This is a genomic window from Pseudomonas sp. GG8 (assembly GCF_052976945.1).
The window spans coordinates 1-25,799 of record NZ_JBRIIP010000012.1 but is presented as its reverse complement, the minus strand read 5'-3'; the positions used below and the strand labels follow the sequence as shown (position 1 = coordinate 25,799).

The following is a 25,799-nucleotide window of genomic DNA, read 5'->3' as shown; positions in this document are numbered from 1 at the left end:
CTGGGCTCAAGGCCACCCACACAGTCACATGAAATTAAACAGTTACAGCCCCGGCTGTCACCACACACAGTGCTTGTGAGGGGTTTAGCAGCTTTAAGTGTGGGTTTATGCTGAGGCTCAGCCTGGTGAGCCAGACATTGTGCTAAGTGAATGAATTGATACAGAACAGACGAGGAAGCACAGGGGCAAGTGGATTCAGGGCCTTCTTCAACCAAAGTGATAATTCACCACCACGGCCAGGTTGACCAAGGCTTTGCTGGTGATCAACCACAATCTTCGGCAAAGCCTTTCCCGCGAACAGCTGCTCAGCAGCCTCAGATAACTCTCAACTGTTTCCGACTGGGCCATGACTTTCTGCCTGAGACAAACACTGGTTTGAACATTCACTTTCAGCCCAGCTGCTCAGTCTACCATTCATTTATGGCTGACCAGTCATGCATTTCATAGTTATAACCAGGGGCCTGTCCACATACGTGATTTCTTTCTGCCTCAGGACACCTGCCGACACCTTTATGCACCGTCCACCCACTAGAGTAAAAAGGACAATTACCCAAGCACAATCACTGTATATAATCCCAGTCACTCTATAAAAAAGACAGAGCAATCATCATGAATAAGACTCTGGCACACACACCCCAGCTGAGATTCTGGGTTTCCATCCAAGACACTTATGGAGACAACAGCTCTCTCACAGACGCGGTACGGGAGTGATGGCTCAGGGACTGGGCTTCAGTCGCCGATGCAGCAAGACACCTGCAAGGTTGTGGCACGGTTTCATGGGAATGACACAGGTTCACCTCACAGGGATGGAGTTCCAGGGCTTTGAGGGCAGAATGGAAAAACAGTCCAATGCATGATTGCATTTGCCCGCTGGCACCCGATTCTGGCACAGCAACATGTCAGAGGGTCCTGCAACATTCGACCCATTTCTTCAAGTACCAACACAACTATTTGTTGGCATTGGTCATTGACATGAAGCATAATTTTATTGGATGGCAACTTGGACTTGCATGACATTGGTGGTCAGAGATCACAACAGTCAGATGACAGTGTAGGCACAGGATTTGGTGATGAAGTGACAGTTAATCACTTAACAAGTACATTGGTCAAGACTGGTGGGGGAGGTGTAGCTATTCACCCCGAGATTAATAACCACCATATGAATCGATTCAAAAGATAATGGGATATGGAGAGCTTGGATGTGGTGCAAGACCATAATCACCACTCTGGATGGTTCTGGGTTCTCCAAACACCCACAGCCCAAGCACCAACCCCCACTGTTCAAGGAGACATCCATGGCTCAGCCCATCACAGGCCCCCACTCCTTCAAGAGAAGTGACACCGCCCTGGGACACAGACAGATCCCTTGATAAAATGTGGTCCTGGCCAGGTCACAGCGGCCAAGCACGATGTTTCTGAACCTTCTGGCACCGTTTTCCAGGGAGCTCGGCGTCAGCCCAGGATGCACTCACTCATTGATCTGATGGCACAGCTCCCTGCGGGCCTATACGACCTCGCTCGTGGATGTGAGAGGTGAGTGTGGGTGACTGTAAACCGGTCACACCCTTATGCAACACACAGCACGACGCATTGCGATCGCCCTATGCAGAGCTCTGGGCTTGGGTGGCACACACGTTGTGCAGCTCACTCAACCCAATTGAGTACCAGTCACCCAAACAGCTAATACATACATATACCCAGAACTTGGGTAATCACAAAAAGTAAATATAGATCAGCTAAAGAAATCAACCATGATGAAATGAGAGACACACAGGCAGTAGTCCTATGACGAGGTCACTTTGCAAGGCACCCAGCAGAAATAAATACAACATATATAATGGCTATCACTAAATATCTGCCTTGTTTTCTGCAAAAAAGGCTTTTGTTCATATGACAGAGATCCAGAGATTAAGTACAAAAACCATCGATTAGTCAGCACGGCACGATTCGAATCATGAGCAGATGTGTCTGGGCAGGCGTCTGGAATTTCTAAAGGAACCATGGCATGCGGATCTGTCTCCACAGAAGGCAGCAGTCTCTCCAGCATCTCTCTGTCCTCTGACTCAGCCCCTGGCCCATTAATAAATGACCTTGGCTTCCAGGCCCTTTAGCAAAAAAGAACTCACAAATAGGTCAGAGTTCTGAGTGACACAAGATTTCAGATTCCTAGCAACCCCAACCTCAGGGATTAGGTTTGGTGACAGGACTGACACAGCGATGATGGTTGGGTGAGGTCGTAACCTCACCCTTGGCTTTAGCTCTCGCTCATCCATCCGGCACAGCGCGTTGTCGCTGCTGGCCGACTGCACGGCCGCCCGGCTTTGTGTGCAGCTCCGATGGGCTCGGCCATTCCGGGTGTCACCCGATGGTCTCTCTACGCACGTTCCTCGAGATTCGCGCGCCGCTGCCACGCGTCGCGTGGCTGGGGAGGGCGGCACGGGGACAGGGGTCACCAATCTCCATGACCACCACAAGGGACAGACGACAGATCACAGTGCACCAGGTGGAATTAGACCCAGATTGGCGCCCTCTGACCTGTCAAACCGAGCACAGGCGGTGTGACTCGTCTGCAGCTTTCCTGGGTCTTGCCAGGTTCCTCACGGGGCCGAGCCCCTGCCAGGCGGATGGATATTTGATTGATACACGGGTATGGGGCATCCGCCAGTGGGGCGCCTCTCATCATCTCCCATCTCCACCACGCAACAAAGGAGCCGCTCGCGGCTCAAAGCAAATCTGGCTCACACAATTCACCTTGGTTCACACAGGCAGGCCGACATCCAGACAATATGATAGACATGACAGATCATGACTCATCAGATGGATCCGTTCGCTTCTGTTCCGACCATTTCCAGCCTTGCAGGAGTCGTCGAGACACCACCAGCATGTCGCTGCTCCACTTGATTGCATCTCCTTGGTTTTGTGCCAGTAACAATCACCACCACCAGGTACCGGGTGGGCGGTCTCGTCTTCACAGAGGAAGTGGTCTTTAAAAAAGAAATAAATTTTAAGCCTTCTGTGCAACAAATATATCGATCTAGCCAGGCAGACACACAGGTATAACGATTTCACGGACTGTGAAGGCTAAAGACAGGAACAAGCAGAAACCACATCCCACCCAAATGTCATGCTGGGATGCAACGTCACCACCTCTGGCATTCTACGACCTATCAGGACAATTCTCACAGGAACCCATCTCTCCAACCAGCCACTTTGACCAGGCTTGGACAACTGTGTCCACGTGTGTGTGTCTCTGCAGATGTGTGCAGAAATTGCATGCAAACACAAAGTACAGAAACAACAGAGTCTGAGTCTCATCTCAACCACACATGTCAGCACTCCACTCGGCACTGTCACACGTACATTTCAGTGCCAACAATGGTGCTGTGCCCTCTCTCGATACATCTGAGCCCACACAATAGGTATTCTGCACAGATGTGCAGCTTTCTTCCATCCAGCCAGTTTTCACATCATCACCGTGCTCCAAATATAACGTCAGTTTGTGCCACCGATGTTTCACGATTTCACAAACTCACCTCTAAGGTCGGTGCCTCCTTTTTTTTTTTAGCGCAATTTTGGCCAGGATGGGTCTCGTCGTCAGCCTCCATCCTCTCACCACACTGCCCGGCTCAAGTCCCTGCCAGGCGTCGGGATCACAAGTCTCGCGATTCCCCGCGTGTGAGGGAAGGGAACCCAGGAGCTCCAGGGATGTGCGGTGGAGTCACCCGGCTGCTGGGGTTCGGTCACACATCCATGTGACCTGGGCTCAACTCTCTTGGAGTCTAGCAGATGGATTCAGTTTGGACACATTTTAATCACTACACTGACCTTAGTAACAATCATCATAGAGACCTGTTACAGTGCCAGGGCAGTAAAGCCAGTCATAATCACAGACTAGAGAAAGCTTTCAACAAGCACCCATAACAATCACCCATTTTTTAAAATAAAGACAAGGATATGCAACACAACATCAGCCCACCAAATCTGCTTGCAATAATGAAAATGATCCATCATCTTTAGTAAATAAACAGTTACCAATCACATTTTCCATTTATTTGACCACTAGCTAGAGTGGTGCACAGCAGCTGGAGTGAGGTGGCTGACTCTGGATCAGGGCTTGCTCAGCTCAGCAACTCTCACCCTGAGCCATCTGCAGCAATTCATCGAGTGAGTGAGCCAGCTCAGGCCATATTAACGCTCAGTGACAGGGATTGTGGGCTCCATCAAGTTTGAGGATGCAGCCTTGGCCACACAGCTTGGAAGACACCAGCAGCAACACATAAGCAGTAATGAACAGGTACTACACAGTGAGGTGACACAACACAGTATAAACACAATGAGCTGGTGGATCTGTAAGGAGCTGAAGAGTCCATACCATCAGCTTGCTCAGGTGGTGCTGACATCAAAGCAGCAAATCACTCATGCATCTTGTCACCCTCTTGCTCCTGTGACATGCTGATTCAGGGATATTGACAGGTACTTCTTGCAACTGATTTGGATGTAACTGTCACCATGATGATCACATCAGACTAACAGTTAATAAGGGATGGACACATACATGGATATAACCACTTCCATACAAACACTGGGCAGTCATCATGGTTTCTGTCCACCCAGAGCCCAGGCAATTCGCAAGCATTTGCAGTTGAAGCATGATATGAAAGCAGCAGAAGGACTCTGGCTGCCTTGATGGGCTCTTGCTTCACTAAGACAATGCTATGTCGCTTCGGTCACTCAACTCCTAACACAGCCATGGCATGGGTTTCATTCAACAGGCTCAAAAGCAGTTCACAAGCCATTTCAAAGTGGCATTTCCACACTGATGAGGTGATATGTACCCAAATGAGCATGGATTTGCAATATTGTCTTAAGAAATAGACACACAGGATCTCACACTCACACTCCCACCACAGCTCACAGCAAACACGGACTCACACACAGCCCTGCAGACAGCCACAGCAGGTCTCTGCAGCAGCAGCCGTAGTGACCCACAACACCGTGAGGAGGCATAGACATGTGCCTGCTGGGTGTGACACAATAGATGGATGTCCAGTTAGCCACTTGGAGGAAACCCTTCCTGAATCGCTTTCTTGGTGATTTTCATAAAAAATGCCACACACTTGTAGCAGCTATCGTCACCGATGGCTTAGGTGCCCGGCAATGACTACCCCCTCCACCGCCGTGCAGAGTGACCTCTGAGGGATGGATATGTCAGCATCCCTTCACACACTTCCCAGCAGCTTCCTGGACCGCCTTCTTTTTCCCGACGTTTGACTTGGCTTTGGGCAGTGATCCAGATAGACACACACCCATGCACAGAGACAGTTTGGTGGTTTTGGCTTTTTTTTTTTTTTTTGAGGCCAGTCTAAGCCCGGCGTGACAGCGTTGTCCACGCTTCGCGCTTGCTGGCATCAGGAACCGCTCATGCGCATACGGATATAGCAGATACTCAACTTCACCACGTCTGACCCAATTATTTGTTTGGATGTGCTGCTTTGGCATTAACCAGGGGATTCCACAATGACCACAATTGCCAAGTGGATAGAAAACCCTGGAACTTCTGAAATGAAAGGCAGGGATGTCATCCTGTGCAGAGACCCACTATATATCATGGCAATCAGGTGAGGTGCAGCACGGCTCTCACAATCTGGCAAGTCAGAGGCCTTGAAGACACAGATATCCAGGATAAACAAATCAAGACAGAGACAGAGGCACTGTTACCACATAAACTGAACAGATCAAGGGGACATCAAGGCCACACCCACAGGCCATAATGGCCATAGAGTATCATCTATATAAATGCCACATTTCCTTGGGTTCCAGAGTGTGGGCAACACTGGAGACCCAGGTACTCAGCCCTGAGATGGCAATCACGTCCTGGCTGTGACTCCATGCTCCTATGCCCTGTAACCAAAACAAAAATAAAAGATTCTGAAAAACAATTTGCAAAAACAAACAGGGGCACAAGACCAGCATGATCACTCGAGACAGACTCGAGACACATTGGAGGACAATGGTAATGCCCTGACCGGGCAATCCTAAGGCAGTTGGTGGGTTAAACCCATTCACCGTATTATGCCTATAACATAAACAATAATCCCCCCGAGATGCCACACAGACACCCAAATCAATAACACAAGCAATCACACAGGCCATCTGCATTAACCTTCTGATTTGATCTCGAGGAACCGAAATTGTTTACGGCACTGGCAGGGCATCTGCAAGCGAAAAGCTCGTTCAACTCAAAAATAAAATCAGCAATGCTCAGAACCGGCACGTTTCGACCTCCCTTTCGTGCCAGCTGTGGAATTGGCCGGATGGATCACAATCCAACACTCCCATTGCCATGGGATGACAGGGCAGTCAGCTGGATGCCAAGGTATAAACATTGGTCTTGTGCCCGGACATGACAGGGATACATGCACAATACACATAGATGAATATGCAGAGGAAGATGCCCCAGCCATCACATAGCCTGTGGCAGCAGTTGTGCATGAATCCCAGCTTAAAGACAACAGCTCTGCGATCTAGCTTTCTGGACAAATAGTCTGAGTCATCATGGAACGTTTTCAGAAGCTGGTTCTGGTCATTCCCTTTAGTGGGATGATTTGGTCCTTCAAACTGCCTTCAATCAGTGGCCTTGTGTCCCCAGCTGATCCAAGCACACACAAAGCTGAGCTCACTCACGGTGATGCCATCTGCATTTTCCGGCTGGCGTTTCTTCCAGTCAGCCCGAGTCTCGTCCCGAAAGTCTTCGTCGCGCATGCGGCAGTGTGGACGTGTCCGGGGTTGAGGATGCCCGCGCCATCGTTGGAGTCCTCGTCGTCGCCGTGCTCGACACCGCGACGCGAACACGTCACCGTTGCCCGGGTGGTGTAGATCGCTTGCGCAGCAGTGTGCAGCATGGACCAGCCACACAGGCGGCTGACTGTCCGCCGAGGTGTGCGGGATAGGCGTCAGCAGCGACCATGCCAGCGATGTTCCAGCCCTGCTTGCGGGTATGAGTTTCACGCCCAGTACGTGTTCGACTTCGCGGTACGACCTTGACGTTTCAGCTTGCAGGCAGCTTGGTGATCATCGCGGACATCTGTTCAGCGCCGGTATTGCACGGGTGCATGCCACCTTGGAGCGGCCCATGGAGTGCGACCGAAGTCGACGATCTCGCGACATCTCTCGGATTCAAGCTTCATAAACTCCTCTCAATCGTCGGCGCTTAACCGAAGAAGCTCTGGCCGTTGTTCGCAGTGTGGCCGACTTCGCGGTCGGTGACCCGCCACCACCAGGATGACCTTGTCGGCCCAGCGCGAACCGAGTTCAGCGACGCCCGCGGTCGATGTGGCGGCGCAGCGCGCCGGCCACGGAAATCGAGGAACACGATGCCGTCGATCGACCCGGTGTTCGGCTTCGGCGGCCGTTTCGATGCCGGTCTTCCAGACCGTGGCCCGGTTTCCAGGACGAACGGAATCATCAACCAGTTCGTGCTGATGATGTCGTGGTCGGACACTTCGCGCCTGCTGGTCGACAATCAGCTCATACTTCAAGACACAGCCGGTCGTCGGCGACTTTCTCGGCTTGCCTTTCTTTGCAACTTCGTAGGCGTGGGACGGCTTACAAGCTCTTCTTGACCCAGACGATTCGTTTTCGTAGAGCGCGTCTATAGCCGAACAACAATAATTCCTTCATGCAATGTCAGGGAAACCTTTGACCATGACGTCGCGGCCGTGGTGGCAGTTGTCGATTGCACGATTAAGCCCATCAGGTAGCGGGCGCTCACCCGTTCAGATCTTCCGTGGCGCCTGCAATGCGACGAAGTCCACCACCAGCATGTAACCAATTTGGCGAAACCACAAAGTGCCGGGAACAGAACAAGTTCAGCCGAAGCCCGGCGGTCACTGACCACGATCCGGTTGTTCCGATTTCTTGGCGTCGGCCACAGCTCATAGCAACCGCGACTCACTGGATGCCTCACCACGAATAGCTCAACCCGCGGCGTCATGTGCGCGCGGACTTGAGGGTGACTCGAGCAAGTCTTCCGGACGCTCGAGGACCTCGCGAGAACGAACTAGATGGAGATGGGTGAGAGGTGTCGACGCAGATGCGTGCCTTCCTCTGGACCTGGTTTCGACTCAGCCCGGTCTACAGCTTGCTCGACCTTCGGGTTTTCGACCACGGCTTCGACGACGAAGTCGACGGTACCGAAATGGCCCTCAAGCACCGAGTCAAGCAGTTCAGTAGAGGGCCGCAGCCATCTCGCCGAGGTAGGGCGACCTTTATGAAGACAACCGTACCCGGCCGCTCGAACATTGACTTCAGTTGCCCCGGTCTGGAATCGTCGTCTCGCGGGATCTCCTTCATCAGGATCGGCGTGCCTTTTGCACCGGCTTGGATCAGCAATGCCGCCGCCATGATGCCTGCACCGAGTACCGCCGCCTTGCTTCCTTCACTGTTATCAACTTCATCGTCATTGTTGGCTTTTTTTCTTCAGTTCCTCTCAATTCCGTCTCAGGGAACAGACCAATATTCAACTATGCGCAGCCGGTTTTGGCCATTTTCAGCAAGCCGGCGGCTCTTCGATTTCCAGCGCTTTGTCCCAGCAAGACTCCGCACTTTCAATCGTGTGATTACTTTTGCAACCAGGCACCGGGTGCGTCAGCAGCCTGTCGTTGGCCTCAAGACACTTTGGACGATTTATGTAAATAGCCATCATCTGCTTGATGGCATTGGCTTGAGCTTGCTCCAGTTTCCAGCTTGAGCCTTCGAGCCTTGAAATCGAACTCGCCGGAAATGGCGCGTTCGATGGATGCAGCGCGGCTGGCGCTTTTTGGGCAACCACCGCATCGACAGCACCGACTTTCAGAGCATGTATTTCAGCACGGTTTTCTTGCCTGACGCGATAGGCTACTATGTGCAGGCGTTGTCGGCGCCGATGATGTTGGCAGACGCGGTGCCGCCGATCCTTGATGGCCACATTCCAGGCCAACCCGACCTTGGCGCTGCTGGACATCACGCGGTGGCTTGCCGGCACGTCTCGAAACCACCGCCAGGGCGATGCCGCTTGATAAGCCGACGAATTCTGAGAACATCAGGTCTTGAAAATCATGAAGATTTCGTTTTTGGCTTCGAGGAACCCGCCACCACTTTGCGTTCCGGCAACTTCAGAATTCTTCAGACGAACTCGGTGATGTCGGCGCCGACAATGAGTCGTTCTCCCGCTGTCGTTTCGTCGTCGCCGCTCAAACAAGTACCCTGATGGTGTAGAAGACGGACTAACTCCATGGGGACTCAGTACACATTGAGAAAGAGTTTGTATTCAACAACTAGTTCTGGTGATTGGGAATTTCAATACAAAACGGTGATTGCACGCTTCTTCGACAAGAGCCTCAGCCCGTAATCCCTCTGCCTTCGTGTAAATCGTTCAACTGGATCTTGTGCACAATGGAAACTGAACAAAACAATAGCAACAACAAACGTCAGCTGGGAGACCATGGGTTTGCGAACATTTGCAACATCAATGCTAACGCCAAATACACAGACACACCACAACATGTCATCAGATATAAGCCTTCTATGACAATGCAAACATCAATATAATCTCTAACCATTTTGATTGAAGTGACACCACTAGCGGAAATCCTCACAATGCTCAATCAACAAAACACAATGAAGCAGGACAGTGCTGGGGGCACATGATGGTTTCTGATGGCACCCATCACACCATTTTGTGATGATTTCTCCAATGGGGAAATTTGTAGGTGCCCCATTATGACGACAACTCAACCTGGAAAATGCTGCACGCAAACATCCTACCGTCGCTGATGGTGTCCAAGCTTACAGTGTTGCAAATGAAATAAATAAAAGTGGACAGCAACACAATTCCTTTAAAGTAACATTAATTTTTGGCACCAATAATTTCCAGCCCGTACACGTGGCGCACGGTGGCACAGCATAGCAGTGCCTTCCCGCTATTTAATCTCACGCGATGACACAATAAGCCCTATGGCCACCCACTCAATGTGCTTATAACATAAGTTTTACTGCCTTCAAAACTGAGTTGTGACTGGCTTCCCGTTGCCCGGGCAGAATCTCATAGAGCAGCACCTAACAAAACAGAAATGTCATCTCAGTGGCTCAGGATCACCACATCACCCAGTACCCAAGGCAGGGATGGTACTGTGACCCGCCCTTCAACCTGGAACACGTGGCTGGAGTGGCCCCTGGACTCCGGCCATAGACTCATGTCCTCACAGGGCTCACACAGTGAGTTAGGGGCCAGGACACAGCATCCATACCAGGGATGCGGCCCGGGCACACAGACGTTGGTGGCTGCGTCTCACAGTGATGTGGTGGCCCAGGGGCTGGCAGCTCTTGTGACCCATGCAGCAATTCTTGGGGCAGGCTGGGTGGGGTTCTCCAAATGTCAGCAGTCTATCACTCCCCATCCACAGGGCAGTCTTGCCACTCTGGTAGCAAGGTGGCAGGCACAGGCAAGCAGCAGCACAGGTGAGCAACCCTATGCCAGAGCAGCTGTTCATCTCTCACAAAGTATGATCTAGATTTCAGCCACCCAGCCCAGGTAAAGAGGCCCATACTTACAGTTATCACAATGCCTGAGGAACTCCTGGTGCAGGTCTGCCCAAACCTCTAAGCTTGGTCACTATGAGCAGCCTTCACTCAAAGTACAATCATGCTTCTGCCAGGCACTTTAGCAGACTCACAGTCAGCAATAGCCAAATCTACCTGGTGCATATGGTTGGAACAGGTGAGGTGAGGCTGGTGGCAATGTTCCCAATTCAACTTTCCCAACTGCAACAGCAGCAGTTCAACAGCCCAGAGAGAGAGAATTAAATTGAGAGTCTTGGAGCTGGATAGCCACGGGAGTGGGGACTCAGCAATTCCACATATCCACCCCTATGGCCACCACCAACAGGAGATCCATGACTGGCCGGGCGGGCTCTGGACCTCAATGGTATCTGACGCGGCAGTCACACATCCGGCGTTTGCTTCTGCTCGCTCGGCCCACAACCTCCACAGTCACACATACAGTAACCTTACCCATGCACCTAAAGCACCCTGCAGCAACCGGAATCAAACTGAAAGACCATGCAAGCCCGCATCAAGCAGCAGGGAGATGGGCTGAGTCAACAGAGACCCAAGATGACCAGCTATTCAGCTGAGCAAGACAGAATCACATTGTTAATTTAGCTGACAGCACTCCAGCAATGATTAATCTCACTTGCTGGTTTTTGCAGGGTTTGGCCAGCACTGCCACAGTGCTGGGCTGGGACGCTGGATGGAAGCCACATGACCATTTTCAGGACAGTATCCAGAGCAGCAGTACTGCACCCTGGACGTCCATCAATTGCACAGCAGCCCTTTCCAGGTCAGGCATTTGCAGCTTCCTGGCTCAGTTCTCTTGTAAGGCTTTGGTCTGTTGGCAGGCACACAGCATGGCCCGCAACAACCACATCACCATTAACTATACACCCGGTCCTGCTTCGGTCACACCCACACACAGCCAGCCATGACCCAGCCAAGCTCCTGATAAGCCCACCAAGCATCTCCAACCTTCCTGGCTTCAACACAAGGTGCTGGTCACAACATTATCAAGATGCCCGGGTTCATGACTCAGCCATCAACACAAGTACCTTAATCAACATAGACACAGCCCTTCTTAACAGGTTCAAGGTTTTCCACATGAGGTAGTTCATCCCTTGGTGAGGACCCAGCAGCTAGGCTTGCTTGTGAACCCATCTCTGGCCAGCCAACACGTACACACCTCACTCCCACACACGGACAATGCACTTCCACTCTGGCATCCGGGGAGGCATCCCATTGAACCAGGAAGTATCAGCCAGATAGCTAAATTTAGAGTCCGGCTTTGACCGTGATATCAATGGAGAAATACAGAGCCTTCGGCAGGTCTGAATCATTCCGGGTTCTTGTTCCAAATCGGGCTGGGGTCACATGTAGCCAACTGATCAAATGGGCCAGGTTCTCCAAACACACACTTCCACAGTGCCTTCCAAGGGTGCAGGGACATGGAGCATCAGGCTTCAGACAAGGTGGTCTTGCCAAAATTCTCAGTCACAGCCAACAGACCAAACTCAGTCCTCAGCCGTCCAGGACCATGGAGAAATCCTTGGATGTGGGGACAAGGCAGCCCACAGGACAATGGCTAGGAAGAACTCTTCGCATCCAAACCGTCTTGCTCTGCAACTGTGGGATGTGTCCCAGCTGAATGTTGGCCTTCCCCATACACTGTTCACAACACTCCACCATTCATTCACACACAACTTTTTTTTTTTTTTTTTTTTGAGACAGTGTCTCAACCTCTGGTCTCAGTCTCAACCAGCCTTGAGATTGCCCTGACACAATCCCAACTCTCTTTGCACCAGACCTAGCCTTATGTAGAAACAAAACAGTCATCATGGCACCCAGTCTGCTAAGCAAAGGGAAGCTGATTCCTATGGACAGGAAGCTGGCATAGTAGCAGTCCCCAATCTGGATGGGACCCACCACCGTCCAGGCTGGGATCCCAGTCAGGCCCCGCTCTGCAAAAGGACCAGGGTGCATGGGTAATGAACAGAACACACCCTGGAAGCCCAGGGTCAAAGACATCTCAAGCCAAGCCAATATCACAGATATCCAGAGATGAACTGAGACTTCATCAACGAGACAGCAGCAGGACGGGGGAGCGAATGACACCTCGGCCAGCGAGAGTTCGACGGATCGCCGCCGCCGGACAGCTCAGCCAGGGTTTTGTCGGCCAGCAATGGCGGGGCGCTTCGAGGTGCCGACCAATTGCTGCAGAGACGCCGGCATCGCGAGCTGGGACGTACTTCGACGTGCTCAGGCTTGTTCCAGATCCTCGGCGGTGACGATGCTTCTCGGCTGACGGTCGTGGTGTTCGGCCAGCAATTCCACGACGCCATCCAGGCCTTCAGCAACCACATCGAATACTGGGTGACCGGCCGCCCGCAATTTCCTCTGCGCATTCGCGGTTTACAGCCCGGGCACGCCAAACCGTCGAGCGCTTTGCACGCCCTTTGACAAGCTCAACATACTGGACTTCCCGGTCCGTGCGGCCGGTGACCACCGCTGCGCCACGGCGATCTGTGTACAGGACACATCCACTGCCCAACAAACACAGCCATCCCTGTAGCAAAAGCAAAAAAAATCCTCACCTACTATAATGCACTGGAACTTGGGGCAGAGGTGATGGGGCAGGACTTATAGAAACAATCACTCACTGTGCCTGAATAATCCACAGGGCTGTGTCAGCATCCAATAACAGAGACAACACCACAGCGAGCTGAAACACAATCCCCTGATTTTCACAGGCCCTGAACACAGACAGGAATGATGTTTCTGTACACATCACGTCCATGGCAATACTTTTCAGCTGATGGGGGCTTGAAGGGCTAAGCTTCATAATATTACCTTCACCAATTTCAGTGTCCCACAGAAATCTCATGCACAATATTAAACTCTCAGTTTTGTGTCCCTGTTTCTATACTTTATCCCAACCACTGCACAATGAACAAGCAGCAAATCTCACCCTTCAGCATAGATCTACAGACAAGGCAGAGCACCACCACCTGTCACCGGCGTCGGTCCTGGCCGCCTGCATGCTGGCTACTGTGCTGCGGCCACAGCACTCTCCCGATTGTGGTCCTCCGCTGAACACTCTGGCTGTGGCACCGGGTTGACACAGCTCAGCCCCAACCCCAACCCGCAAGAAGAAATAAACAATTTTGCTCGACTACACAGCAACATCCCTGGCGCCCGCGTGTCGAATGAAGGCTGGTGGCTGCGCCCTGGCTCTGAGATCGTCGGCGGTGAGGCGGAGTTTTCGTTCGCCACCATGTGACACCAAGCTCCGGTGAAGCGCGACTACGACGATGCCTTCAGCAAATCCCCGACTCGGCCATGGACAGCATTCCCTGGCCAAGGGCTATGCCCGTCACCAGAGCTCCGATGAGTGGACGGCTCGCGCTCCACTGGTCGCAATGATATTCTGGCGCTCACGCATGGGCGCCATTTACCCGGGTGGCAGCAGCATCCCGACTGGCCACACACAGCAGCTCACAATGCAACATGGCCGGTATAGCATAATTCCAGCCACCTAAGATTTAGCTGGCACAGCCACAGGGATTTATAATGGCATGGGGACCCCAACTGCTCAACAACCCTCCACACTTAGCACAGTGAGATGAGGCCAGTGTCCAACATGTAGATTTAAGTCTTATGGATCTCTTCAGACATCATCTCTCTGGCCAGCTCAACACAGAGAGCCATGGACATGCTCAACAGCTACTGGCAAGTCCTTGCTCACAATGACGAGCTGGAAATCCCAGGGATGGGTACTTTTGCCCTGACACATTTTGGAAATGACTAGCAACATGGAGGTCATGACCAAATATAACCGGTTGTGGCAACACAGTATAAGTCGAGATGGCATTATGCCCTTGTCCCTCACATAACAATGTGGACAATGGTGCCCGTTGACCCCAAACTGCAGCCTGGCAATAACCACGATCCACTCACTCATGCTCTGGCAGCCTGCACTCTGTGGGGCTGTTCACAACCCGGCTGAGCCCGCTGGTGCCAACACTACTGCCAAAGCAATTGTTAAGGAGGCAGAATTCTATGGGTGGCGTTTGTGTGTGTGTGTGTGTGTGTGTGCACACAGTGTGTGGTACACAACAGTCGCTGTCAGCCTGAACAACACCACACTGATGCTGACAGCAACTCATTGACAAGGTGGCCAACACTAGTCTGCGGGCACTGAGGCTGCACAATCTCAGGCACCATGATGGACAATTCATTGAGGGGGTGACACCTAGGCTCAGCCACCTGTCAAACCACAATGAAATGACTGCATTCAGGCAAACTAGCATGGAGCATGTGCACTGGTGCTTCCAGCCATGCACAGTGGTCAGACTAGCAATCTGGGACAATCTGGATATTCACTTGCAATAGCACCACAACACATTGATCATGGAGGCAGATGTCCACAGCACTTCACTCCAGCTGGAATGTGCAGGTACACTGTCAGGAAAGCACCCTCATGGGACAGAGTGCACCATTTGCCAGCATCAGCACAGTGTGGGCCTGATGCAACTTTGTGCCAACCACTGCCCAGTCACTGGCAGCTCAGACTGGTCCCACTGAGCATCACCAGCAAGTGCTTCAATACAATGAGGACCAGGCTGGGCCTGCCTGTGTCGGCCAGGTACCCACAGGTCAACACAGTCCTACTGGCATGGGCCACCATGGTTGGGGCCCACATGGCAGATGGCTCAGAGGGCGCGAACCGCCTGGCATTCAATATGCAGTTGAAGCATGACCACCTTGAGGATGGGACCCCGCAGTATGTGCCACAAATCGTCCTGTGTGCTCTCTCGTGACTGATGTCCACAGCAAAAAGTTTTCAATTTACAGCCTCATGGAGTTTGCTGGCATCGCCGTTTTCCAACAATGCAGTTAACACTCATGATGTTCACCATATGTGAACACACCGTGTGTGCTAGCTGACACACATGTAAATGATAATGAACAGCCAGATAATGCACCCACTTCCACCCCTGCTCCGACACTACCACCCGCCATTACCAACATAGAGAGTTGCCAGACCATTCAGCCATATCCACGGCCAGGCCCACTTCACACTACGGAATGGTCTTGAGGATCATGAAATCATTAAAGCAACATAATAACCTCACCGTTATGGGATCAATCATCATCCAGGGAGCTCCCAACACAAGCAGCCCTTCTCGCCAAACAACTCCGATGTCACCAATACCAATCACTTCCACCATCCTCGCGAACTCTTCACCTGCCCTCCGACGCCACCAGATTGGGCCTGAACCAGACATCTTCCAGTGGCCAGCCAGCCTTCTCCAACAATCGCTGCAGCAGGGCCTCAGCCCGTGGCGCAGCAAAGGGGAAGCCATGGCGCAAAACCCACCTGTCTGGGACCAGTGCCGTGGCACCAACAGGGGTACCAAGCAGCCCCCAGTGGGCATTGGGACCAGTGTGCAGGGGTGAGCTGCCATGGAGAACTGGCTGGGCCCAGCAGGCCAGCATCATCCCCACATGGACAGCGCGGTCACTCACCACACAATCATGACCACACAGCAACACTGCAGTGTCTTCCAGCAGGGGCACATCAAGGGGCCTGGAGGACAGAGTGGTATGAGGTCCAGCCCACAGTCTGGGCATTCCAACACGACAACTCTGGACATGTGGAGCAGTGTGGCACTTAGAGTGAAGACACCAAGCCTCTTCCCACAGAACACACATCCAAGACAGTGGATAGTGCCCAGCACCGCCAGCCCCAGTCAAACCGGGCTTGTTGGGGAGGGACCGGCAGTGCCCAGATTGGATGGAAATGGATAAAGTACATAAATCAATTCCCATGGCTTGGTGATGGGCAAAGCATGATATTTCCAGTTTTAATTCTACCATACAACACCAGTCATATGGATCCGAGATATAATGGCCACCTGGATATGCATGACATCCTGGGACACTCCTACACCCTAACAATTCTTTGCAATTGTGGGCTGGGATTTAAAGGCCAATGCTTAGCCAATTCGGCCTTCTTCACAGTCATTTGGTGGACTACAACAACAAGGGGTGTGCGCACACACATACAGACACACAAGCATCACAATGATGTCAGATGTTTGTGTGGGACAATGGCAAGGCAATAACCCATCCCAGTCTCCCGCATATGTGAGCATGATGGCATTGAGATACCATAGACAGCATTTATAGATCATAACTCACCCGGTATGCGCGCCCATACCTTTGCGGCATCTCAACACCCCTTCCGCCAACACAAGCAATATACATCTCCACCCCCGCTATTCGGACAGGTCTCCTACATCACAGTCACGGATATGCCTACATATAATCATCATCCACCAACAACCTCTAACCATTTTGGCAGGACCACGCCTTCCAGGAACAGGGATCCTCCAATTTGTACACAGACACTTTGGCGTTGTTGTTAAGGCACAATTTTGTAACAACTCAACATCAATAATCTTCACCAACTGGACATGGACAGCTAGCAATGACAAATCAATTCCAATGCTGGCAACGCTCCAACACACTGGCAGGCGGTCACCAGGTAAGGCCCGGGTTCCAGTGTTCGCAATACAATCCACCGACCCAAACACTGCCACAAACAATTAATAAAGACAGCGCGATGACACTGGTGGGGCCTTGTAACAAATTTACATGTCAAACCTATGCACTGGAAAGATCAATAACCAGAAACATCTCGGCCACCAGTTGACAAGAAAGCCACAAAACAGAAAAAGAAATAATGATACCAACCATAGCAAAAAATAAATTTGACAGTCCCACAAAACCTACATCGATTCTTTGAAAACATTAAATATCCAACACGTTTGTGGCCCAGCCACCAAAACATCCAAATTTCCAGCAATTCTCACCACAGGCTGCATGGTTTTAAATTTACATATCAGGATGCCACATAATGACTCCTGGGGGGGGATAACTTCATATAAAGTACACTAAACCATTATGGACGCCAAGTGGCAAAAATAATTCCAACACGATCGGAAGCAAACAATATAAATCTCATTTCCTGATTCATGGTTTACTCAATTTGCATACGTAATCGATCTTAAGTGCTGGATGTGTGCTTGTCCCACAATGGAGAACTGACTTACAACTCATCCTCTAGGGAGGCTACTGGACTCCAAATATAATGAAGATGCCCTCCCCATCACATGGGCTTGAAACCAGTTGAGCAGCCCCATGAAGCAGATTACTCACCTGAATGCTGGGTCTTCACCAGGTAAACATCATTTCCAACAGCCATATGGTGAGATTTTCCTGGAGCAATGGACAAGGACTAATGCCCTTGGAAGGATTTATTCATCAATCAACCACATTATCCCAAAAGATTTATGGGAACAATGACATTATTAACTTTGATAAGGGCAATATTGCATGTACACCTAATAAGAAAAATGATTAGGGCTCCAGCAATACGGCCATATGAAAAATCACTGTATATAAAACTAAAACAATTTCTTTGCACCATTTCTACAGGATTTGAATCTAAAAACATGACTCTCCCCAACAAAACCACAATCCCCTTCGTTTCCATCCACCTGTGAGGAGGAGCAGGATTCTTGCCATGTGGTGGAGTGTGGTCGGTGGACATGTGAGCAAGTCTCAGGGCTTGATGCTTCATCAGCACTGATTTTTAACACCACCAATCATCAGTCCCAGCACTTGACCCCAGGGTCAAGATAATGCAATGCAATGCTCATGGGCACCAAGGGAATCAATATTTTCAGATGGGGGCAGGGTGCTCAGGGGTGGACACTGGTGCTGGGCCTGGTTCATTGTCTAATCTGGGCATGACCTCCAGGCAGCATTCAGTTGGTGACCCAGGTGTCCCAGTGGATGGGGTCCTGTCTACACAGCAGGCCAGATGTTAGGCAACGCAGCTGCAGATGAGCAACGGCCAGGATTCATGGGGGCGCAGTGAGTGGGTCAGATCTCACCACCACAGCATGGATTCATGGTGTCAAAGACAGCATTGGGCATGCGGTTTTCCAGTCAATATGCTAAATCACAAACTCTCGCCACAACTCATAACCATTTTAGGGTAATCAATCACCAATTCATCTGCACCAAGTCCAGATTTCCGAGAACTGGTAGAAAACACACACAGTCAGGGTGACATCTCTAGACTAGAACCTCTAAATCCTGGCCACACAATCCTGAGCCTGTAGGGACCAGTAGTCACAGTGAGGAATCTAAGGGTTCATGGCCACCAAACTGACTGTGGGTTGGAGACCAATGTCAGAAATTTAGGGAGCAGGGGCGGGCGTGTATTACTCTCTGGTCACTGAGCACCAAGCTGTTCTCTAAAGGACACTACTTAACATTTCCTCAGGGAAACCCTGAGTGGCAATAAGACCAACCTGGATGTGATGAACGTGATCTGCTGATGAGCAAGTTTGTAAACACATTCATCATGGATGGAGTGGGCTCTGTTTTGCTATCACCAACCCTGGTTAGGAAACCGCTCCATAAGGGTCTTGGCCTTGGTTTGATCACATGAGGTATCTCACGGGCCAAACCATTCACAGGTATTGCAACACTGTGGCCAGGCAGAGACTGGGGAAGGTGATATGTGGCCCCAAGTACAATAAACAGATGTTGGGAAATAAATTCAGTCATCCATTTGCCTTAATTCATTTGAAGCCACTTCACCAGTTAGCAACCTCAATAATGCCATGGTGAAATAAATACATGTAAACAGCAATCAGTGACAATAATCTCGCTCCCTGATTTTTTTTTAAATCACTAGTCTCACAAATAGCTCTTGGCCAAGTAGGAAGACTGCCTGTGTCATCTGATGTCTCATGACAATCACGGCACTCAAATGTTTACTCACAGCACCCCTGCTCCACCCTCTCCCACAGAGGGCTGACACGCTATCCCTTAAGAGTGTCTTGCTCACTTCTCCAGGCAGATTTCATCACCTCCTGAATCTCCCTCCCCACATCACAGCCTTCCAGGCAATCACACTGTCCACCCTTCCAGGGACTTCTCACTCTCTCACCTCATGGAACTGGTGGATCCAGCACCAGGGCACTGTCTGGGCAGCAGCAGCCAATTCAGACTGAATTCTTAGGCTCACCAGGTTGTGGTTGGAGCTCCTGAGATCGCTAAGTGTTATATAGTTAAGCACTGGCCTCCCAGGCTCTGGCCCTGGAACCCCAAGTGACCCAGAAGCCACTGCTGCAGAGGGTTGCCTCACACAGCTGGGAGTGGGCTTGGGCATTATGCCCAGCCCCTAGTCTGCAACATGGTTGCCTTGCTGCAATACAACCCTATCAAATAAATCAGCCATATAAAAAAGAAAGCATCAACTCATTCATGCACAATGCTCTCCAAACACCACAACCACATAGTTACCTGTTCACCCTCTGAAGGTTCGAGAACTAGACAACTCATTCAACAGGTCATCTACTCTAACCACCAGGACATTGCATTTGACAGGACTTTGTTGTCAAACAATCACACCCCAAAGCACGATCGTCTTCAAAACAATCAAGATAAGCTAAGGCATTTGAATTCTGACAATCCAAAGTTCTTTATGCAAAAAAGAAGAGCGCATGAACTCAGCAGCAGTGCAACACCTAACAAACAGCTAACTCAACAAGATGATGGTCCAGTGGGATGTTGAGTTGGGCAAGGCTCATGACTTGCCTCCTTATGGGCCTTGATGATGGCAGCACAACAACAAACCTCTGGGTATGCACCCGTCGACGTGGGGTGTTGGCTTCTCCGCATAGGCTATAATACAAGCATCAATCAATTTGAACCCTGGCCCCTGGGCCAAAAACCACCACACAGGCTTCCCTTCTGCTGTTCCTTTTGTTTGCGTTGATGTGGCAGGAGGAGGCGGCACCGCAACCTTTTTTTTCAAACGGGCATGGGCACGGTTCTGCCGCAGCCCGCTTGCTTTTGGCCTGAACCCTTTTTCCTCAACAGTTCCCAGGTGGCTTCACATTCTTATTTGCAAGCAACTCGACCATCCGATCAAATTATCACAACACTCAAAGAGTCTGTGGCCGACGCCGATTCCTGAGATGCAAAGAAAAACAAGTCGCCATCAATCAAGACAGCGTCATGAAAATACAGCCGACGACGTCACGCCAAATGTCACCGCCAGGATTGCAAAGTGACTGGTTCCAGCATCCATAAGCACAGTGTCGGCATAAGCAATACACAATTCCAGACGAGTGGCCACTGGAATGAAGAATTCCTAGACCGAGTGCACGGTGGTCTCTGCGGTTTGCTGCGATCCTCACCCGAATTGGCCACTAAGAATAAAGCAGCTTTGCATGCCTCGTGTCATTGCTCGCACATGGAAGCACAATAAAGGGTACTGGACATGGAATGCCATCCAGACACTGACGGCATTGCCAAACGACGATGGCAATCACCATGTACCAATAACCCCCGGCTCATAGCAACCACATGTTCGTCATGCCCACAATAGAGATGCCTGGTCACTGTATGGAACCCTGGCCCGAGGCCTTGCTGTACACGTGTATAACGAGTTCGATGGCCCTCGGGTTCTGTTTGTTTTCCAACGGGTGCAACCGAAGGCAGTGTCGTGGCGGCAGTGGGCCAAACCAAAACCCTTTTGCCTTAAGGAAAATGTCCCTGACCAATGCCGTGCGACCCCAGGGCCAGGCACCCCCGTGAGCACACTCTTCCCTTGCAGCACCATGTTCCTGCACAAACAGCAAAAACAAAAAATCAAGGGCTTATGAATCGTTTTCCACTCTACCTGGTAAATAACCCTCACAGCCTCATGGGGCAGGGAGCATTCATCATGGACTAAGGAATCCCTTCAGGGTTCTGCCATCAAGAATGGCAAAGCCAAGGAACAATTCACAGCTCCAGTTTCTTGGATCTCCCACAGCCAACTCACATGATCAAACTCTGCTTGTGGACATGCTCCCATGAAGGAAAGCAATCACACCATCAAATACCTGAAACACTGCTGAAGCTGCCACAAATCCTATCCTCTCCGTGCACCCGACCCCAACTGAATAATGCAGACACTTAAATGGCACTCATGGCTCTGTTTCTACCTCGCGGCACGCCCGGCACCTGGGCTGGAGCAGGCCCTGGGTATCATCTCAGGAAAAAAAATGCTGAATGGAGCACTTCCTGACCCCACCGGATATGCCACCATCGTGGTGTTGATGAATGGGAAGGCTTCTGGCAGCAGCATGTGCAGCAGACAGACACAGCAACCTGGTATAAAAGAAGTAATCACAACATCAACACATAGCCAATCAAATGCCTAAGGTGGATGATCCACCGAGTGGATGGGCGGTAGAGCTAACGCGGTACTTGGCACCTGAGCATATGCAACAGCGTGGAGGCATGGCTCAGCCAAATCATGAAGCACTACATTACAATGTAACCAGCCTGATGTTCTGGTACAAACAATCATGATTTAAACAACTCAATTCAGCTGAGCCAACCGCCCGAGCCTGGCAGTTGCAGTTCCACCACAGCGCGACCTCTTGATCTGAGGGGCCTGTACATGAGACCCAAATGTACTGACCATGTCTCATCTACTCCCTTCTTCCCTCTGGTACTCAAACTGTCCATGGCTTTGCACAGGTCTGGGCATCCACAGCAAGAGGGTCATCAAGCCCAGAAAAATGGTAGAATCCCTTAACACCATGGCCAAAGCAACACCCTTAGGGTTTCCTGGCCTATGAGACCATGGTGAACCCCATAAGATGAACTGCTCCTGGAGGTGAAGCAAGAGGCCTGAGATCTCTAAGAAAGCACTACCTAGACACAAATTCCATCAGAATGCAATCAGGGGCTGTGTCTCAGTTCAACAGAGTACTTGGCTGTTATAAAAATCAATCTCACCACCAGCTCAGGGTTTCTGACTTACTTTCATGAACTCCATTCCAGACTGCACAGGGAACTCACATGAACTCATGACTCAAGAAATGAATGGAGAGGTTTTATCTCACTTGACATCCTTTAGTTTGACACATGTTCCTCCTGTACACGTCCTCCTGAGCTGATTCAATGTTTTTCTTCGATGTTCCCTGGTGCACGTATGTGACCTACATTTTTCCACGGATGTGTTTGTGATTGTGGCACAGGTGCTGGCAACTGACAGCCCCATTGTTAATAGGCAGGCTGCTCAACCAGTACAATCTTGCAGTTTGGTGCAAAGGTTTTTTTTTCCTGCAAGAGGAAACACGGCAATGGCTACTAATACAGATTTAAAACCAAGCACCTTAACAGTATCCTGACACCAGGATGGGATAATGGTGCCGGCTATTCCAGGTTATTCAACAACATGAACATGTTCTCTGGTGGGGGCACCGCCTATGAGCCACCACGACCTGCTTGATAACCCTTCTCACCAACACGTGAGTGTGTGCAAATCTGGTGCACACACTTGTAGCACACGGCAACCCAAAGCTTTCCAATTGTTTTTGAAGAAGACAATAAAGGAAAACTCACAGTTTAGCCATAGGGTAAACCAGGACAGTTGCTGGGCCTGGTTAAGAAATAAACGGCTGTGGTCAGTGGACACGGACCTGATTAAAGGATGGAAAACCACAATAAATCAAACTCAAACATAGAACTAATAATAATCAATTTACATCCTTCTGGCACTAGCCTGTGCATGTACGCTCATCATGATAAGGTACCTGGATGGAGCCCTCATCCCTTTCATATTCACTAGGCAGCATGGCACACCAGGAATAGCAGCCAAGGCATCCCCAAGCCCCAGCTTATGCATCCTATTTTGCAATAGAGAGAAGCTCCTGCAAAAAGAACTCACATTCCAAGGAGGCAATGAGGTTGGCCAGGGTGGGGCTGAACCAGATCTTCTCAGCCCAGTGACCAACCATGGTCATGCTACTTCCCGACAGTGAAACCACTACAACTGGAACATGCGACCCACATAAAGCCCTGGACTTTGCCTCCTCCATGCTGAACAGACTAGCAATACCGGCCCCACGGCCATGGCCAGGGCTGCAACATGTCATGTCACTCATTTTCTATAACAGATAAATGTCACCTATAAACTATTTTTAACAATCATTTAATAAGAGATATGGAGAAGTAGTTCACTCAAGCCATTAACACACTTAGGACTCAGCAGCCAAGGGCTTGTGGGATGGTGACATCTCATGGCACTGTGACAGTGGTGAGGACAAAGTGAAACCGGGTATTGGTACTGTCAAAAGGTAGATCCTGGGAACTCAAACACCACAGCATCTCAGTGAGCCAGTCTGTAGAAAAACCAGACACAATTGCTCAGGACTCCTCGACAGTGGGGTCACACACCCTGTTCTGGATAAGGCCACATGTCTGCATTGTCACCAACAAATGTGTTGGCACGGCTTTGCCAAAGCAGCCAGGTCCTTGGCCTCAGTCCAAAGCTTCCTGGAGCAAGGCCCCAAGTCACGGCAATCCCAGTTCAGCTGGGAACTGGACAGTGGAGAATCTTCTTGGCCACTGTGGCCAGGACATTTCCATCAGCACCATGATGGGACACCACAAAGACCACAGATGTGTGCCTCCCAGCTGGGCTGGAGCAAATTCCATGGGCTAATCACCACCCATGCACGAACTGAGCCCAGCAGCACCAGATAGCAACCAATCCAACAGCCAGACCAGTCTGCATAAGGTAACCAATTTCTTCATCAACTGACCACCAACACCTGGTGGGCAGCATTGGCCTGGATAACACTGATTGAGTCCATCAATTACCCCAACACACTACTGGGTGCCAACACAATCGTAGCCCAGACATGGAGTGGTTCTGCAAGGACTGAGCCCAGGGGACATGTCATGCTTATTCACCTACACATCCCATCCCGCCCCATGGGGAGCACTGCCACAGTCCTCGCAAAAAAACAGTCAGCTTGGGGTATTTGAACACCGTGGCCCGGCCAGGCATGGGGCAGCTCGCTGCTCACTCCAAATCCACCATTCCACCCATAGCAAACATTCCAATTGCTGGTAGGGTGTGGCACAGGTAACCAGACCAGACCAATCCCACAGTGAGTTTGTACTCGACACCAATGAGTCGGCTGGTTTATCAAACCTGGCCGCACTCATCACCTGAATATAAACTTACCCAGTGAGTGATTGGTGATGAATCTGGAGGCACAGCAGATACCTGGGTGAAGACAACATGTCAGTTTCACTAACATTATGATTAAGTACCATGTGGGAGAATGGCTAAGAACCTCAGAAGGTGACATCACCCTCAGAGAACTCCCAGCCAGTAGCAACAGCTGTACCCACTAGGCCTGTTCCAAGATTCAACATAGGTTTCCAGTTTGCAGGGTCACCACCTCACCAAGCAGATAGACAGTCACCAGTGCACATAATCAGGCCCTCCAACAATTCACCACACAGGCCTCAGCCAGCACACTCATCACCTCTTCAGCCAGATGAGAGCACAATGACAGAGCACGCACCCAAACAGCAAATGTGGCCCTGGGGCTGGATTCATAGCAATCTCCCATTTCTGATTTTGTAACTCTTAGAACATGAACACCAATGAGCTCCCAACCAAAGGACTCCAGTTGCATCCCCAGCACACAGGGGTATAGAAATATCCATGACATGGGCATTGCTGGGATAAGAAACAGAATGTGGACAAGTGATTTAATAATAGACTGGGCTACTGGGCAGGGTAGAAGGCATTCCTCATCATTTTAATGTAACAGGAATGAAATAGAGTACCCAGCACAATGTCCCCAAATACCAGATTGGTACACACAACAAAATGGTACCCAAATGTACAAACACAAATAGATACCATCAGCTAGCAACTGAACAAAGGATAGACTAGAACCTCAGTAATCTTTGCCCGCCAAGCACTCTATCCATTTATGACCCACAACGACGACAAGCAAGTCACTGATCTCTCCCGACGAGGGCCGGCGTCCATTTCATCAGTGTCAACGGTCAGCTAGTCTTACCATTTACTAAAGTCTACATAATAAATCTTCATGTTTACCAGTAACCCGTTCTCATGCATAAATCGCTTACATGTTGGATGACACACACACCACCAGAGCTTCAGAGACCGGCGATCAGACAGGACGACGGGGTCGGACAAATTCCAGTGCTTCGATCCGGTTGCACCCACCTTGAGCAACCCGGTGCTGATCTCCACCCATCGACTCCGGCACCACGGCCACACCCTAAGCCACCGCGAC

Annotated in this window: 5 protein-coding genes; all 5 read left to right on the top strand. The window is 50.7% G+C overall.

The features are described from left to right. Window positions 1-7,373 precede the first annotated feature (7,373 nt). On the top strand, window positions 7,374-7,622 hold the full coding sequence (locus ACVBEG_RS27040; protein WP_447108531.1) for a hypothetical protein: 249 nt from the start codon (window positions 7,374-7,376) through the stop codon (window positions 7,620-7,622). Between the two features lie 470 nt (window positions 7,623-8,092). Continuing rightward, window positions 8,093-8,749 carry a hypothetical protein gene (locus tag ACVBEG_RS27035; protein WP_447108530.1) on the top strand — a complete coding sequence of 219 codons (657 nt, stop codon included), beginning with the start codon at window positions 8,093-8,095 and terminating at the stop codon, window positions 8,747-8,749. A gap of 48 nt (window positions 8,750-8,797) precedes the next feature. Then, on the top strand, window positions 8,798-9,247 hold the full coding sequence (locus tag ACVBEG_RS27030; protein WP_447108529.1) for a hypothetical protein: 450 nt from the start codon (window positions 8,798-8,800) through the stop codon (window positions 9,245-9,247). Between the two features lie 3,551 nt (window positions 9,248-12,798). Next, window positions 12,799-13,047, top strand: coding sequence for a hypothetical protein (locus ACVBEG_RS27025; protein ID WP_447108528.1), 249 nt, complete (start codon window positions 12,799-12,801; stop codon window positions 13,045-13,047). A gap of 4,746 nt (window positions 13,048-17,793) precedes the next feature. Then, window positions 17,794-17,958, top strand: coding sequence for a hypothetical protein (locus ACVBEG_RS27020; protein ID WP_447108527.1), 165 nt, complete (start codon window positions 17,794-17,796; stop codon window positions 17,956-17,958). Window positions 17,959-25,799 lie beyond the last annotated feature (7,841 nt).